The sequence below is a fragment of the Cellulosimicrobium cellulans genome (genome assembly GCF_042723955.1).
Classification (GTDB): Bacteria; Actinomycetota; Actinomycetes; order Actinomycetales; family Cellulomonadaceae; genus Cellulosimicrobium; species Cellulosimicrobium cellulans_H.
On record NZ_JBHXIC010000058.1, the window covers coordinates 1 to 14,092 of the forward strand.

General features: G+C 74.9%; 13 protein-coding genes and 1 tRNA gene. 5 read left to right on the forward strand and 9 right to left on the reverse strand.

What is annotated here, in order from left to right; genetic code table 11:
- Positions 1-106: 106 nt before the first annotated feature.
- Together ACFWH7_RS14895 and ACFWH7_RS14900 are read right to left on the reverse strand one after the other, a co-directional pair.
- The gene (locus tag ACFWH7_RS14895; protein WP_378217323.1) at positions 107-481 is read right to left on the reverse strand and encodes an SHOCT domain-containing protein; all 375 of its coding nucleotides are present in this window, start codon (positions 479-481) and stop codon (positions 107-109) included.
- A 150-nt stretch (positions 482-631) separates the two neighbouring features.
- On the reverse strand, positions 632-1,876 hold the full coding sequence (locus tag ACFWH7_RS14900; protein WP_378217325.1) for a low temperature requirement protein A: 1,245 nt from the start codon (positions 1,874-1,876) through the stop codon (positions 632-634).
- A 127-nt stretch (positions 1,877-2,003) separates the two neighbouring features.
- Between ACFWH7_RS14900 and ACFWH7_RS14905 the strand changes: the two genes are divergently transcribed.
- The 4 genes from ACFWH7_RS14905 (at position 2,004) to ACFWH7_RS14920 (ending at position 4,816) form a co-directional block, all read left to right on the forward strand.
- Positions 2,004-2,594 carry a hypothetical protein gene (locus tag ACFWH7_RS14905; protein WP_378217327.1) on the forward strand — a complete coding sequence of 197 codons (591 nt, stop codon included), beginning with the start codon at positions 2,004-2,006 and terminating at the stop codon, positions 2,592-2,594.
- Positions 2,595-2,684: 90 nt separating this feature from the next.
- Complete coding sequence (locus tag ACFWH7_RS14910; RefSeq protein WP_378217329.1) at positions 2,685-4,232, forward strand: alpha/beta hydrolase; 1,548 nt, start codon at positions 2,685-2,687, stop codon at positions 4,230-4,232.
- A 112-nt stretch (positions 4,233-4,344) separates the two neighbouring features.
- Positions 4,345-4,417 (forward strand) — tRNA-Thr (locus tag ACFWH7_RS14915).
- A 165-nt stretch (positions 4,418-4,582) separates the two neighbouring features.
- Entirely contained in the window at positions 4,583-4,816 is a 234-nt protein-coding gene (locus ACFWH7_RS14920; protein ID WP_378217331.1) for a hypothetical protein, read from the forward strand.
- A 4-nt stretch (positions 4,817-4,820) separates the two neighbouring features.
- Here the strand turns inward: ACFWH7_RS14920 and ACFWH7_RS14925 are convergent, their stop codons facing one another.
- The gene (locus ACFWH7_RS14925) at positions 4,821-5,573 is read right to left on the reverse strand and encodes a hypothetical protein (protein ID WP_378217333.1); all 753 of its coding nucleotides are present in this window, start codon (positions 5,571-5,573) and stop codon (positions 4,821-4,823) included.
- A 287-nt stretch (positions 5,574-5,860) separates the two neighbouring features.
- On the opposite strand from ACFWH7_RS14925, the gene ACFWH7_RS14930 reads away from it, so the two are divergent.
- Positions 5,861-6,319 (forward strand): rRNA adenine N(6)-methyltransferase family protein, encoded by a 459-nt coding sequence (locus ACFWH7_RS14930; RefSeq protein ID WP_378217369.1) that lies wholly within the window; start codon positions 5,861-5,863, stop codon positions 6,317-6,319.
- 7 nt (positions 6,320-6,326) lie between these two features.
- Here the strand turns inward: ACFWH7_RS14930 and ACFWH7_RS14935 are convergent, their stop codons facing one another.
- The 6 genes from ACFWH7_RS14935 to ACFWH7_RS14960 all read right to left on the reverse strand — a co-directional run bounded on the left by ACFWH7_RS14935 (position 6,327) and on the right by ACFWH7_RS14960 (position 14,024).
- Positions 6,327-6,935: an alpha/beta hydrolase family protein gene (locus tag ACFWH7_RS14935; RefSeq protein ID WP_378217335.1), complete on the reverse strand. Its 609-nt coding sequence runs from the start codon at positions 6,933-6,935 to the stop codon at positions 6,327-6,329.
- 100 nt (positions 6,936-7,035) lie between these two features.
- Positions 7,036-9,099, reverse strand: a complete 2,064-nt coding sequence (locus tag ACFWH7_RS14940; protein WP_378217371.1) for a heavy metal translocating P-type ATPase — start codon at positions 9,097-9,099, stop codon at positions 7,036-7,038.
- Between the two features lie 416 nt (positions 9,100-9,515).
- On the reverse strand, positions 9,516-10,421 hold the full coding sequence (locus ACFWH7_RS14945) for a sugar phosphate isomerase/epimerase family protein (protein WP_378217337.1): 906 nt from the start codon (positions 10,419-10,421) through the stop codon (positions 9,516-9,518).
- The gene (locus ACFWH7_RS14950; RefSeq protein ID WP_378217373.1) at positions 10,418-11,614 is read right to left on the reverse strand and encodes a dihydrodipicolinate synthase family protein; all 1,197 of its coding nucleotides are present in this window, start codon (positions 11,612-11,614) and stop codon (positions 10,418-10,420) included. Before ACFWH7_RS14950 ends, ACFWH7_RS14945 begins: the two co-directional genes overlap by 4 nt.
- A 98-nt stretch (positions 11,615-11,712) precedes the next feature.
- Positions 11,713-12,879, reverse strand: a complete 1,167-nt coding sequence (locus tag ACFWH7_RS14955) for a Gfo/Idh/MocA family protein (protein ID WP_378217339.1) — start codon at positions 12,877-12,879, stop codon at positions 11,713-11,715.
- 98 nt (positions 12,880-12,977) lie between these two features.
- Positions 12,978-14,024, reverse strand: coding sequence for a LacI family DNA-binding transcriptional regulator (locus ACFWH7_RS14960; protein ID WP_378217341.1), 1,047 nt, complete (start codon positions 14,022-14,024; stop codon positions 12,978-12,980).
- Positions 14,025-14,092 lie beyond the last annotated feature (68 nt).

The window sequence follows — 14,092 nt, forward strand, 5'->3', positions numbered from 1 at the left end:
CCCGGCACCGGCGGGTTACCCCCCCCGGGATCACCAATCCTCGGGGCCCGGGGCCGCCCCCCCCCCCCCGCGGGTGCGACCGGCCCGTCCGGTCACGCGAGGTCGGTCAGGCGAGCGCCTTCGCCTTGAGCTGCGCGAACTCCTCCGGCGTGATCGCGCCGGAGTCCAGGAGCGACTTGGCGTGCGTGATCTGCTCGGCGGGCGACGTGGTCGCGACCTGGCGGATGTACGCGTCGGTGTCCTGCTTCGCCTGGACGACGGCGGCCGCCTGCCGCTCCGCCATCCCGCGCCCGCGGGCGATGAGGTAGACGAGCGACGTCAGGACGGGTAGGAAGATGAGGAAGATGATCCACACGGCCTTCCACCAGCCCGAGAGCTCTCGGTCACGGAACAGGTCCGCGATGATCTGGAAGAGCACGATGAGGTAGGCGATGAAGAAGAAGCTCCAGACGAGGAGCCAGAAGAAGTCCCAGAAGTCCACGGTCGCGCCCTTTCTCGACGGTTCCCCGTACCGGTGCGCGGCGGGCTGCCGCGCATCTTGAGGGCGAACCTAGCGATGACGGGGACATCGCGCCCGGCGAAAGCCGGGTGAAGCGCGCGAAAGAGGCCGTTCCGCACCTCTCGGTGCGGATCACCCCGGGTCCGGAGCCACCCCTCGACGCCGAGCCCGGACGACGTCGCCGACGATGACGGCGAGCAGGATGCCGTCGGTGACCCAGTTGAGCGCGAGGGGCGTGAGCCACGCGTGCGTCCCGTACAGCGCGCCGACCGCCAGGGCGCCGAGCAGGTGGGGGACCGACCACCGCCCTCCCGTCGCCCGGCGGAAGAGCGCGTTGCCGACGAGGTACGTCGCCGCCGCCCCGCACACGAGCGCGGCCGTCCACGCGTCCGCGTGGCCCGCGCCGTCGTGGCCCAGCGGGTGCAGCAGGACCAGCTCGTCCGCGACGGCCGTGAGGACGATCCCGGCGACGATGACGAACGGCACGTACGTGTACGCCGTCTGGGCCACCATGCCCCGCTCGTCCTGCGACGTGAAGTACTCCGTGGCGCGCCGCTCCGAACGGTCGAAGAAGAGCAGCCACATGAGCACCGTGCTCGCGAACGCGGAGCAGAACGCCGAGACGGTCGTCGCGTCGAGGGGCAGCTCCGCGAACGCGGCTCCCGTGACGATGATCGACTCGCCGAGACAGATGATGACGAAGAGGCTCACGCGCTCGGCCATGTGCTCGCCGCGCACGACCCACGTGTTCGCGCGCGACGCGCCGAGCCCGGGCAGCCAGAACATCGCACGCGGCCCCGCGACGTCGATCGCGGCGGCGACCGCCCACAGCGCGAGGCGGTGCTCCTCGACCAGGCCGCCCGCGACCCACACGGCCCCGGACACGGCGACCCACGTGGTGATGCGGACGAAGTTCACCGCGTTCTCCGGCCAGACGCGGCCCATCGCGACCATCGTGAACAGGCTGCGCCCGACCTGCATCGTCACGAGCATCACGGCGAACAGCAGACCCTTGTCCCCGAACGCCTCGGGGATCGCGCTCGCGAGGACGAGACCCAGCAGCATGAGCACCACGAGCAGGGCACGCACCGGCAGCCGTTCCGGGTCGAGCCAGTTCGTGACCCACATCGTGTCGACCCACACCCACCAGACCGCGACGCCGAGCACGAGCGTGTGCGCGAGCGCCTCGCCGCCGGGGTGCGCGATCAGGCCGTGGGAGAGCTGAGTGATCGCGAAGACGAAGACGAGGTCGAAGAAGAGCTCGACGTAGCCGACGCGGCTCGAGTCGCCGCCGTCGCCGTGCCGCAGGAGGTCGGTGCGCAGCCCCCAGCGCAGCGGGGCCCGCCCGGTACCGGGCGTCGTGAGCGGTGCGTCCATGCTGGGATGCTCCCACCCCGGGTCACCGTCGGGTCACGATCGTGCGGCGCGTCGCGGTTCGCCGAGCACGACCTCCCCACGAGGACCACGATGGTCGCGCCACCTGTCGTCGACCGAGGAGTCCCTCATGGTTCCCGTCCGCCGCCCCGTCTCCCGGTCGGCTCGTGCCGCGTCCGCCCTCTCGCTCGTCCTCGCGGCCGGTCTCCTGGGGGCGTGCGCCTCCGAGACCGACGGCGGCGGGGACGACACGTCCGCCTCCGAGGAGTCCACCGAGCCCGGCGAGGACGCGTCCGAGGAGCCGTCGGACGACGCCTCCGAGGAGGGCCTGCCCGACGCCGGGACGATGGACGTCGTCGCCGGCGCGCACGGCACGGGTCTGCCGCCCGGCGTCGACGCGCCGACCGAGGGCGGGACGGGCGCCGCGTGGAGCGCGGAGCCGGGGCTGCTGTACGTCGTGACCTACGGGTCCAGCACGTGCCCCGTGCTCGCGGAGGACGAGGCCGCGGTCCAGGGCGACGACGTCGTCGTGACGTTCGTCGAGATCGCCCCGGACACGGCGTGCACCATGGACTACGTGCCCGCGACCTCCGTGGTCGGGGTGCCCGACGACGTCGACGCGAGCGGCGAGGTGAGCGTCGTGCTGGGTGACCGCGGGACCGTCGTCGTGCCGCCCGCGGCGGACGGCACGACCGGCGAGTCCGCCTGGGTCGAGGAGTAGCCGCCCCCTGCGGTGAAGAGCGCGTGAAAGGACGGTCCCGCCCCGGCGGGACCGTCCTGCGGCGACCGGGGGAGCGGCTACCGTGTGCGGGTGACGACGCCCTTCTCCCGCTCCGCTCGCCGCACCGTGGCCGGAGCCGCGACCCTCGTGCTGGCCCTCGTCCTGGGCGCGTGCTCGGTGCCTCCGAAGCAGCAGACCCCCGTGGACGACGTCGCGACCTCCGCGTCCGGCACGGGCGAGACCGGGCCGGAGGGCTTCGAGGAGTTCTACGGCCAGAGCCTCGCGTGGGAGGACTGCGGCGCAGGCTGGGAGTGCGCGACGGCGCGCGCGCCCCTCTCGTGGCAGGACCCGGCGGCGGGCGAGATCGAGCTCGCGGTCAAGCGGCAGCCCGCGACCGGCGAGCGCATCGGCTCGCTGCTCACCAACCCCGGGGGGCCCGGAGCCTCCGGCATCGACTTCGTCACCTCCCTCGCCCCGACCGTCGGGGAGCGCGTCACCGCCGCCTACGACCTCGTCGGGTTCGACCCGCGCGGCGTCGGGCAGTCCTCGCCCGTGGTGTGCCTCGACGACGCCGCGAAGGACGAGTCCCTGTCGCGCGACTTCGACACCGACGCGGCGGGGCTCGAGGCGCTCGCGGAGGACCGCCGCGCCTGGGCCGAGGCGTGCGCCGAGAACACGGGCGACCTGCTCGGCCAGGTCGACACGCAGAGCGCCGCGCGGGACATGGACATGCTGCGCGCCGTCCTCGGCGACGAGAAGCTCGCCTACATCGGCTACTCCTACGGCACGCAGCTCGGCGCCACGTACGCGGGGCTGTTCCCGAACAAGGTCGGGCGCCTCGTGCTCGACGGCGCGATCGACACGTCGCTCGACCCGGACACGATCTCCGAGCAGCAGGCCGTCGGCTTCGAGAACGCGCTGCGCGCGTACGTGGAGGACTGTCAGGCGGGCGGCGAGTGCCCGCTGCGCGGGGACGCCGACGCGGGGATGCGGCAGATCCGCTCGCTCCTCGACGCCGCGAAGTCGAACCCGTTGCCGACCGACTCCGAGCGTCGCGTGACGCAGACGCTCGGCTTCTACGGCGTCGCCGTCACGCTCTACAACGACCAGAGCTGGCCGGTGCTCACGCAGGCGCTCACGGAGGCGTTCGAGGAGGGCACGGGCAACCTCCTGCTCTACCTGGCCGACTTCTACAACGACCGCAACCCCGACGGGACGTACTCGACGAACTCGTCCGAGGCCTTCCGCGCGGTCAACTGCCTCGACGGTCGCCAGGACGACGACCCCGACGCGATGCAGGCCCAGCTCGAGCGCCTCGAGGAGGCCGCGCCGACCATGGGGTTCTTCTTCGCGTTCGGCGGTCTCACGTGCGACGGCTGGGCGTACCCGGTGGTGGAGCAGGAGTTCGACCTGCACGCCGAGGGCGCCGCGCCGATCGTCGTCATCGGGACCACCAACGACCCCGCGACCCCCTACGTGTGGGCCGAGGGCCTCGCGGACACGCTCGACTCGGCCGTCCTCCTCACCTGGGAGGGCGAGGGGCACACCGCCTACGGCCGCTCCAACGTGTGCGTGGGCGACGCCGTCGACGCCTACCTGGTGGACGGGACGGTGCCCGAGGACGGGCTGCGCTGCTGACCCGGACAGCACCCGACGGCGGCCCACGGGGCCGCTTTGGAATCTGGCCCGGTCGTTGGGTACAGTAGGCGCTCGTTGCCAGCGGTTCGCGGAGCGGACCGGGACGTAGCACGCCGCCTTAGCTCAGTCGGCAGAGCGATTCACTCGTAATGAATAGGTCAAGGGTTCGATTCCCTTAGGCGGCTCCGACGAGGCCCGGAATCTCAACGATTCCGGGCCTCAGTCATATCCGCGCCAGGTCGCCCACGTCGCGTGCCCAGACCGGATGTCGCCGGGCCTCCGCCGACTGTTCGCCTGCCGGACGGTCTGTCGTCACCGGCCGGACGCGTTCCCGGGCTTGGCTCGTGCCGATGTCACCCGACGAGACGAGTCCCACGATGGTCGAGAGCCCGACGACGCTCCGCGAGACCGCCACGCCGGCCCCGCGCGCCGTCCGTCCCCTGACCGCGCGCGCCGCACGCTTCCCGCGCCCCGCCGTCGCGGCGCACGACCCGTCGGACCCGGACTACACGGCGGGGGACGTCGACGAGCTGGTGCGGTGGCAGCGTCGCGCGGCCGGGGGCGCCCCGTCGCGCACGCGCTGAGCGCTCAGCCGACGCGGCGCAGGAGCAGGATCGCGCCACCCGCGGCGGCGGCGACGAGCCCGCCGACGCCGACGACGGCGAGCGTCGGGAACGCCTCGTCCGCGGGCGGGGGAGGCGCCATGCGTTCCGCGGCGGACGTGAGGGGCGTGCGCGACGGCTCCGGACGGGGCGTCGTGGGTGTCTCGGTGGGGGTGGGCTCGACCGGGGCCTCGGTCGTCGGCTCCTGCGTCGGCTCGTCGGTGATCTCGGGCTCGGGCGCCTCCGCCGTCTCGACGGGTGCCTCCTCGACGACCGGCTCCGGCGCCTCGACCGCCGGCGCCTCGACGGGAGCCTCCGTCGCGGGAGCGGGGGGCGGCGTCGTCGGCGCCGGTGTGGCAGTGGTCGTGCAGACGGCGGCGTCGCCGTTCCACCCGGCGAACTGCCGGTCGATGCCCGTCACGAGCACCCAGCTGACGCAGTACCCGTCGCCGTACGGCCCGCGCTGCGGGACGTCGAGCTCCAGGACGCCGTCGGCCGCGTCCTCCCGGGAGTACCGGTCGCCGAGGTTGCGGGCGTGGGACCCGTCGGGCGCCGTGACGATGTAGCCGAGCCACCCCGACGCGTCGCGCAGCCGGCTCGCGTCGAACGACACGGTCTCCGCGGTGACGGTGAGGCCGCCGCCGCCGTCGCGGTCGTCGGCCACGGCCGGAGAGGCGGCGAGCGCCGCCGTGACGACCCCCAGGGTCGCGAGCGCGAGCAGTCGGTGAGCGGCGCGCATCATCACCTCCGGGTCGGTTCGGGCGTGGTCCGCGGCACATCGTACGCAGTCGCGGCTCGTCGTCGGAAAGCCGTCGGGATGCCGTCGGGAAGCCCGCCGGACAGCGGTCGGGGAGTCTCGTCACGAGCCCGGACAAATCGCTCGACGGCGACGCTCGCGCCGTCCTAGCGTGGCCGTCATGTTCCTGATGACGATGGTGCGTCGTGGCCGGGCCGGCCTCGCGACGCGAGTGGGGATGGCACCCGCTCACCGCTGAGCACGCGGCGCGCGTGGTCGACGACGCCGGGGTGCGTCCCGGTCAGCTCGTCCTCGATCTGGGGGCGGGGGACGGGGCGCTCACGCGACATCTCGTGGCCGCGGGTGCGCGCGTCCTCGCCGTCGAGCTGCACCCGCGGCGCGCCCGTGCCCTGCGCGAACGCTTCGCCGGCGCGGACGTGACGGTGCTGGAGGTCGACCTCGCCGACCTGCGCCTGCCGCGGCGCCCGTTCCGCGTCGTCGCGAACCCGCCGTTCGGGCTGACGTCGCCCCTGCTCGCCCGCGTGCTCGCGCGGGGGTCCGCGCTCGTGGCGGCGGACGTCGTCGTGCAGCGGCAGGCCGCGCGGCGCATCGCCGCGGGCGAGGGCACGGCGGGGCGCGCCGCGTGGGGCTGGGCGGTCGAGGTCGGGCGGCCCGTGCCGCGCTCGGCGTTCCGGCCGCCGCCGCGCGTCGACGCGGCCGTGCTCCGCGTCCGGCGCGGTCGGCGCTGAGGCGCGCCTACGGGTTCGGTCGGGCACCGATCGTCGCGAGCCACGCGGCGATCGCCTCGCACACCGCGGCGTCCTGGCCCTTGAGGTCGTGCGCGCCCGGCAGCTCGACGCGCGTGACCGGGCCGGGGATCGCGGCGGTGTGCTCGGTGAGCTCGTCGGGCGTCGCGAACGGGTCGGTGCGCCCCGACACGAGGAGCACCGGCACGCGGAGGTCGGGGAAGTGCTCGGTGCGCAGACGCTCTGGCTTGCCCGGCGGGTGCAGCGGATAGCTGACGAGCGCGAGCCCGGCCGCGGGCAGGCCCTCGGCGACGGCCATCGAGCACATGCGCCCGCCGTACGAGCGGCCGCCGAGCACGAGGTGGTCCGTCGTCGTGCCGAGCTCGGCAGCGAAGGCCTCGGCCTCCGCGCGGACGTGAGCGATCGCGACGGGCGGCCGGTCGGGCATCCGCTTGCCCGCGGTCCGGTACGGGAAGTCGACGCGCCGCACGGGCACGGGCGGGTCGAGCGCGGCGAGCGCGTCGTCGATCGCGACGAGCGCGCGGTGGTCGCGGCTCGCGCCGGCGCCCGGCGTGAGCAGGACGCCGGCGACGGTCCGGTCGGAGGTCGGCGTGGTCACCCGCCCAGTCTCGCAGCGAGCACGACGTTCCTCCTGGACGAGCACGACATGAGCGTCGCGAAGGCGCTCAGGACGACACTCACGTCGTGCTCGGCGAGGATCACCGGGAGGCGAGGCGGGCCGGGTCGAGGTCGATGCGGCGCAGGAGCTGCGCGTTGAGCGCCACGATGACCGTCGAGGCGGACATGAGGATCGCGCCCACCGCCATGGGCATGACGAAGCCGACGGGAGCGAGCACGCCCGCCGCGAGCGGCACCGCCGCGATGTTGTAGCCCGCGGCCCACCACAGGTTCTGCTGCATCTTGCGGTACGAGGCGTGCGACAGCTCGATGATCGACAGCACGGCGCGCGGGTCGGAGCTCGCGAGGATGACCCCGGCCGACGCGATCGCGACGTCCGTCCCGGCGCCGATCGCGATGCCGACGTCCGCCTGCGCGAGCGCCGGGGCGTCGTTGACGCCGTCGCCGACCATCGCGACGACGCGGCCGTCGTGCTGGAGCTCGGCGACCTTCGCGTCCTTGTCCTCGGGGCGCACGCCCGCGAACACCTGGTCGATGCCCAGCTCGCGGCCGACCGCGCGGGCCACCGGCTCGGCGTCGCCCGTGATCATGACGACCTTGACGCCGCGCCGGTGCAGGGCGTCGACGGCCTCGCGCGACTCGGGGCGGATCGCGTCCGCGAGGGCGAACGCGCCCACGACCTCGTCGGTCGCGTGCTCGTGCCCCGCCTCGGGGGAGACCACCACGTGCAGGACGGTCGCGCCGTCGTGGGCCCAGGCCTCGGCGTCGGGCAGGGGCTCGAGGCCGCGCTCGCGGAGGAGCGCGGGACCGCCGACCGCGACGCGTCGCGCGCCGTGCGGCGTGGGTACCGTCGCCTCGACCCCGACCGCGGTGAGCGAGCGGAAGTCGGTCGCCCGCGGGACCTCGACGCGGCGGTCGGACGCGCGGTCGACGATCGCGCGCGCGAGCGGGTGCTGGCTGTCGGCCTCGGCCGCGGCGGCGAGCGCGAGGAGCTCGTCCTCGGCCGTGCCGCCCGCGGTCGCGAGGTGCGCGACGACCGGCTCGCCCGCGGTGAGCGTCCCCGTCTTGTCGAACAGGACGGTGTCCACCGTGCGCATGCGCTCGAGCGCAAGGCGGTCCTTGACCAGGACGCCGGCCTTCGCGGCCCGCTCGGTCGAGAGCGAGACGACGAGCGGGATCGCGAGGCCCAGGGCGTGGGGGCACGCGATGACGAGCACGGTGATCGCGCGGATCAGCGCCTGCTCGGGCGTGCCGAAGACGAGCCACAGCCCGATCGTCAGGGCGGCCGCACCGAGCGCGTACCAGAACAGCCAGCCGGCGGCGCGGTCGGCGAGGCGCTGGGTCTTGGTCGAGGACGCCTGGGCGTCGGCGACGAGGCGCTGGATGCCCGCGAGCGCGGTGTCGTCCCCGACGGCGGTGATCCGCACGCGCAGCGCGTCGTCCGTCGCGACGGTCCCGGCGACGACGGCGTCCCCGACGGTGCGGCGCACGGGGCGCGACTCCCCGGTGATCATCGACTCGTCGACGTCCGCGGACCCGGACGTGACCTCGCCGTCCGCGGGCACGCGCCCGCCTGGGCGGACGACGACCAGGTCGCCCACGCGCAGGTCGGTCGGCGCGACGGTCGTGACCGAGCCGTCGTCCGCCACCCGCTCCGCCTCGTCCGGCAGGAGCGCGGCGAGCGAGTCGAGCGCCGACGCCGTCTGCGCGAGCGAGCGCATCTCGAGCCAGTGGCCGAGCAGCATGATGACGACGAGGAGCGCGAGCTCCCACCACACGTCGAGGTCGTGCGCGAGCAGCCCCAGGCTCGCCCCGAGCGACGACACGAACGCGACCGTGATCGCGAGCGAGATGAGGGTCATCATCCCGGGCTTGCGCCCGCGGAGCTCGCTCACCGCGCCCGTGAGGAACGGCCGTCCGCCCCAGAAGAAGATGACCGTGCCGAGCACGGGGGAGACCCAGGACAGCCATGCGGCGCCCGGCAGGTCGTAGCCCAGGAGCATCGCGAACATCGGGCTCAGCGCGACGGTCGGGACGGCCAGCACGAGCATGACCCAGAACAGGCGGCGGAACTGCCCGACGTGGTCGCCGTGCCCGCCGTGGCCCGCGTGGCCGGACATGTCGTGGCCCGCGTGGCCGGACATGTCATGGCCCTCGTGAGCCGACGCGGCGTGGCCCGCGCCGCCGGACGGTTCGTGCCCGACGTGCGTCTCCTGGCCGTCGTGCCGGGCGCGGTCGTCGTGCGTGTGGTCCTCCGTCGTGACCGACCGGGCCTCGCCGTGCTGGTGGCCCTCGTGATGACCGGCGTGGTGCGGGGGCGACGCGTGGCGCGTGTCGTCCGAGCCGTGACCGTGCTCCCTGCCGTGGTCCACCGTTCCTCCTCCCATACCCCCATGGGGTATCTCTCGCTCCCGATCATGCCCCGACGTGCCTGTCTCGTCAACCCCCTCGGGACGGCCCGGCGCCGGACGCACGACAGCCCGTGCGCGGTTCGGCGGGAGGGGGCCGAGCCGCGCACGGGCTGTTCGAGGCGGACGGGGTGTGCACCCCCGTCTGCGGGTCAGGCGGCGTTCAGGTGCGGGAGCACGTGGCGGGCGTAGCGGTCGGCGACGGTCGCGACGACGCGGCGCGGGTCGTCGTCCCAGATCTCCTGGTGGAAGATCTCCGTCTCGACGTCGCCCGTGTACCCGGCCTCGGCGACCCACCGGGTGATGGTCGCGAAGTCCACGTACCCGTCGCCCACGTACCCGCGCGAGAGCAGCGGGTCGGCGGCGAGCGGCAGGATCCAGTCGCACACCTGGTAGCCCGCGATCCGTCCCTCGGCGCCGGCGCGCGCGACGCTCGACCGCAGGTCGGGGTCCCACCACACGTGGTAGGTGTCGACGACGACGCCGACGACCGCCGGGTCGAACGGTGCGGCGAGGTCGAGGGCCTGCCCGAGCGTGGAGAGCACCGCGCGGTCCGCCGCGAAGATCGGGTGCAGCGCCTCGAGCACGAGCCGCACGCCGTGGTCCGCGGCGAACGGCGCGAGGTCGGCGAGCCGGTCGGCCACGCGCCCGCGTGCGGCGACGACGTCGCGGTCGGCGGGCCCGGCGTCGGGCCGCGGTCCCTGCCCGGGCGTGCCGTTCGCGGGGAGCCCGCCGACGACGAGCACGAGCTCGCGCGTCCCGACCGTCGCCGCCTCCTCGATCGCGCGCCGGTTGTCGTCGAGCGCCGCGGCGACGTCGTCCGCGCCGGTCGCGGTGAGGAACCCGCCCCGGCACAGCGACGACACGCGCAGCCCGGCGTCGGCCACGACCTTGGCGGCCCGCTCGGCACCGATCTCCTGGACGCGGTCGCGCCACAGCCCGACGGCGCCGTAGCCCGCCTCGGCGGCGAGCGCGACGGCCTCCTCGAGCGTCGCGCGCTTGACCGTCGCGGTGTTGAGCGAGCACCGCGAGAGGTCGGGCGCGGCTGCGGCGGTCACGACGCCGCCCCGTTCGCCTCGAGGAACGCGCGCGTGCGGCGCGCGGCGAGGTCCGGGTCGAGCAGGAGCCCCGCGCGGTCGGCGAGCCGGACGAGCGCGACGAGGTGCGCGACCGAGCGTCCGGCCTGCAGGCCGCCGACCATCTGGAACGCAGGCTGCGTGCCGTTGAGCCACGAAAGGAACGCGATCCCCGTCTTGTAGTAGTACGTCGGCGCGGCGAACACGTGGCGTCCCAGCGCCTCGGTCGACGCGAGGATCGCGTGCGCGCGGTCGGGGTGCCCGGCGTCGAGCGCGCCGAGCGCCGTCGACGCGGCGGGGTAGATCGCCGCGAAGATGCCGAGCAGCGCGTCCGAGTGCGCCCGGCCGTCGCCGACCACGAGCTCCGGGTAGTTGAAGTCGTCGCCGGTGTAGAGCCGCACCGGCCCCGGCGCGCCGGAGCCGTCACCCGGGTCCAGGGCGGCGAGGCGGGCACGCAGGTCCTTCTCGTGCCCGGCGTCGAGCAGCGACACCTTCACGCCGTCGACGCGGCCCTGGTGGGCGCGGACCAGGTCGACGAACACGTCGGTGGCCGCGGCGACGTCGTCGCCCGTGCCCCAGTACCCCGCGAGCGCGGGGTCGAACATCGTGCCGAGCCAGTGCAGGATCACGGGCGCCTCGGCCTCGGCGAGCACGGCGTCGTAGACGCGCGCGTACTCCTCGGGGGAGCGAGCGACGCGGGCGAGCGCTCGCGACGCCATGACGATCACCTGGGCGCCCGCGTCCTGGACCACGCGCACCTGCTCGCGGTAGGCGTCGGTGACGGCGGCCAGCGCGGCGGGGTCGCCCGGCTCCCAGCCCGCGACGACGGTCGGGTCGAGCTGGTCCGTGCCCGCGCCGCACGCGACACGACCGCCGACCGTCCGCGCCTCGGCCGCCGAGCGGCGCACGAGCTCCTGGGTCGCCGCCCAGTCGAGGCCCATGCCGCGCTGCGCGGTGTCCATCGCGTCGGCGACGCCGAGCCCGTGCTCCCAGAGCCGGTGCCGGTAGGCGAGCGTCGTGTCCCAGTCGACGACGGCCGGCGCGCCGGGCACGTTCTCCGCGCCCACGTGCGGCACGACGTGCGCGGCGGCGAAGGCGATGCGCGACGTGAAGGGCGCGGACGGCGTCGTCCACGGGCCGGGCACGAGCAGCTCGCGCACCTCGGTCCCGGCCATGCGGCCGTCGTCGGCGAAGCGGGGCAGGCGCACGACGGCGCCGCTGCCGTCCCGGTCGCGCAGCTCGCGGGCGCCGGGGGCCTCGGTCGTCGGCGCGGTCACAGCACGATCTCCGGCACGTCGAGGCGGCGGCCCTCGGCGGACGAGCGGAGCCCGAGCTCGGCGAGCTGGACGCCGCGCGCCGCGGAGAGCAGGTCGTAGCGGTGCGGGCGGCCGGCGGCGACGTCGCGCAGGAACTCCTCCCACTGGGCCTTGAAGCCGTTGTCGAGGTCGGCGTTCGCGGGGACCTCGAGCCACTGGTCGCGGAACGGCTCCGTGACCGGGAGGTCGGGGTTCCACACGGGCTTGGGGGTGTGGGCGCGCTGCTGCGCGACGCACTTGCGCAGCCCGGCGACCGCCGAGCCGTGCGTACCGTCCACCTGGAACTCGACGAGCTCGTCGCGGTAGACGCGCACGGCCCAGGACGAGTTGATCTGCGCGACGACCGGGTCGCCGCCCGGCGTCTCGACCTCGAAGATCCCGTACGCGGCGTCGTCGGCGGTCGCGGCGTACTCCGCGCCCTGCTCGTCCCAGCGGGTGGGGATGTGGGTCGTGGTCTGGGCGGTGACGGTCCGGACGGACCCGAGGATCCCCTCGAGCACGTAGTTCCAGTGGCAGAACATGTCGGTCGTCATGCCGCCGCCGTCCTCGGCGCGGTAGTTCCACGACGGGCGCTGCGCGGCCTGGTGGTCGCCCTCGAACACCCAGTAGCCGAACTCGCCGCGCAGGGACAGGATGCGGCCGAAGAAGCCCTCGTCGACGAGCCGGCGGAGCTTGACGAGGCCGGGCAGGTAGAGCTTGTCGTGCACGACGCCGGCGGTCACCCCGGTCTCCTCGCGCAGCCGGGCGAGGTCGATCGCCTCGGCGAGCGTCTCGGCCGTCGGCTTCTCGGTGTAGACGTGCTTGCCGGCCTGCATCGCCTTGGTGAGCGTCTTGGCGCGCAGCGCGGTCATCGAGGCGTCGAAGACGACGTCGGTCGCGGGGTCGACGATCGCGCCGTCGAGGTCGGTGGTCCAGTGCTCGACGTCGTGCTGCGCGGCGAGCTCCCGGAGCTTGGTCTCGTTGCGCCCGACGAGCACCGGCTCGACCTGGAGGCGCGTGCCGTCGGGGAGCTCGACGCCGCCCTGCTCGCGGATCGGCAGGATCGAGCGGACGAGGTGCTGGCGGTACCCCATGCGGCCGGTCACGCCGTTCATCGCGATCCGCAGGGTTCGGGTGGTGGTCATCGATCGGCTCCGTCGTCGGTCGGGCGCCCGGCGGTCTGCCGAACGCGGAATGCGCTTTCCGCGAGCGTAGGGGAACCGTTTTCTCGCGTCAACAGGGGTCAGAGCCGGGGCGTGGACTCGCGGACCACGACCTCGCCGCGGACCTCGACCCGCCGGGGCCCTGCGTCGTCGTCGGGCGGCGCGAGCGCCAGCGCGAGGGCCTGCTGCCCGACCTCCGTGAGCGGGATGCGCACCGTCGTGAGGGCGGGCGTGACGTCGCGCAGCGTCACGATGTCGTCGAAGCCCGCCACGGCGACGTCCTCGGGGACGCGCAGCCCCGCCTCGCGCGCCGCGGCCATCGCCCCGACGGCCATGACGTCGTTCACCGCGAAGACGGCGACGGGCGGGGTGCCCGCGTCGGGGCGCGCAGGCCCCAGGCGGTCGAGCAGCTCGCGCATCCCGCGGTGGCCGCCGTCGCGCGTGAACGCGCACTCGACGACCGCCTCCGCGGCGACGGGCGAGCCGAGGGCGGCCAGCGCCTCGGTGAAGCCGCGCGCCCGGTCGAGCGCGGTGCGGTGGCCCGCCGGGCCCGCGAGCACGCCGAACGCGCGGTAGCCCAGGCCGTGCAGGGCGCGGGCGAGGTCCGCGGCGCCGTCGGCGTTGGCGATCTCCACCGCGGGGAGGTCGCCGAGCGGCTGGCCCACGAGCGAGACCCCGCCCCCCGAGGCCCGGTAGCGCTCGAGCGCCGTCCGCAGCGCGCCGTCGGCGTCCTCCGCGAGCCGCCCGCCGCCCAGCACGACCGCCCGCGCCCGCTGGCGGTCCATGAGCTCGACGAACGCGCGCTCCCGCTCCGGCGAGTGCCGCGTGCTCGTGAGCGTGACGATGAGCCCGTCCCGGTCGGCCGCGTCGGCGACCCCCGCCGCGAGGGACGAGAAGTAGGGGTCCGCGATGTCGTGCACCACGAGGCCCACGCTCGTCGTGCGGCCGCGCGCCATGGCCTGCGCGCTCGGGTCCGGCGAGTAGCCCAGCCGGCGGGCCGACGCGAGCACCCGCTCCCGGAGGTCGGGGCGCACCGTGCGGTTCGCGCTCCCGTTGATCGCGCGGGAGGCGGTCGCGAGGGAGACGCCGGCGTCGCGCGCGACCTCGCTCAGGGTGGGTCCGGGCACGGACCCAGGCTAGCGGGAACGCTCCCGCACCCCGGGTGGGCCGCGCCCGGAGCGGTTACGTTCGACGG

Excerpts from the sequence above, each read along its gene's own strand:
- ACFWH7_RS14905 (WP_378217327.1), top strand. The coding sequence starts at position 2,004 with ATGGTTCCCGTCCGCCGCCCCGTCTCCCGGTCGGCTCGTGCCGCGTCC.
- ACFWH7_RS14955 (WP_378217339.1), bottom strand. The coding sequence starts at position 12,879 with ATGACCACCACCCGAACCCTGCGGATCGCGATGAACGGCGTGACCGGC.
- ACFWH7_RS14925 (WP_378217333.1), bottom strand. The coding sequence starts at position 5,573 with ATGCGCGCCGCTCACCGACTGCTCGCGCTCGCGACCCTGGGGGTCGTC.
- ACFWH7_RS14940 (WP_378217371.1), bottom strand. The coding sequence starts at position 9,099 with ATGTCCGGCCACGCGGGCCACGACATGTCCGGCCACGCGGGCCACGGC.
- ACFWH7_RS14950 (WP_378217373.1), bottom strand. The coding sequence starts at position 11,614 with ATGGCCGGGACCGAGGTGCGCGAGCTGCTCGTGCCCGGCCCGTGGACG.
- ACFWH7_RS14920 (WP_378217331.1), top strand. The coding sequence starts at position 4,583 with ATGTCACCCGACGAGACGAGTCCCACGATGGTCGAGAGCCCGACGACG.
- ACFWH7_RS14900 (WP_378217325.1), bottom strand. The coding sequence starts at position 1,876 with ATGGACGCACCGCTCACGACGCCCGGTACCGGGCGGGCCCCGCTGCGC.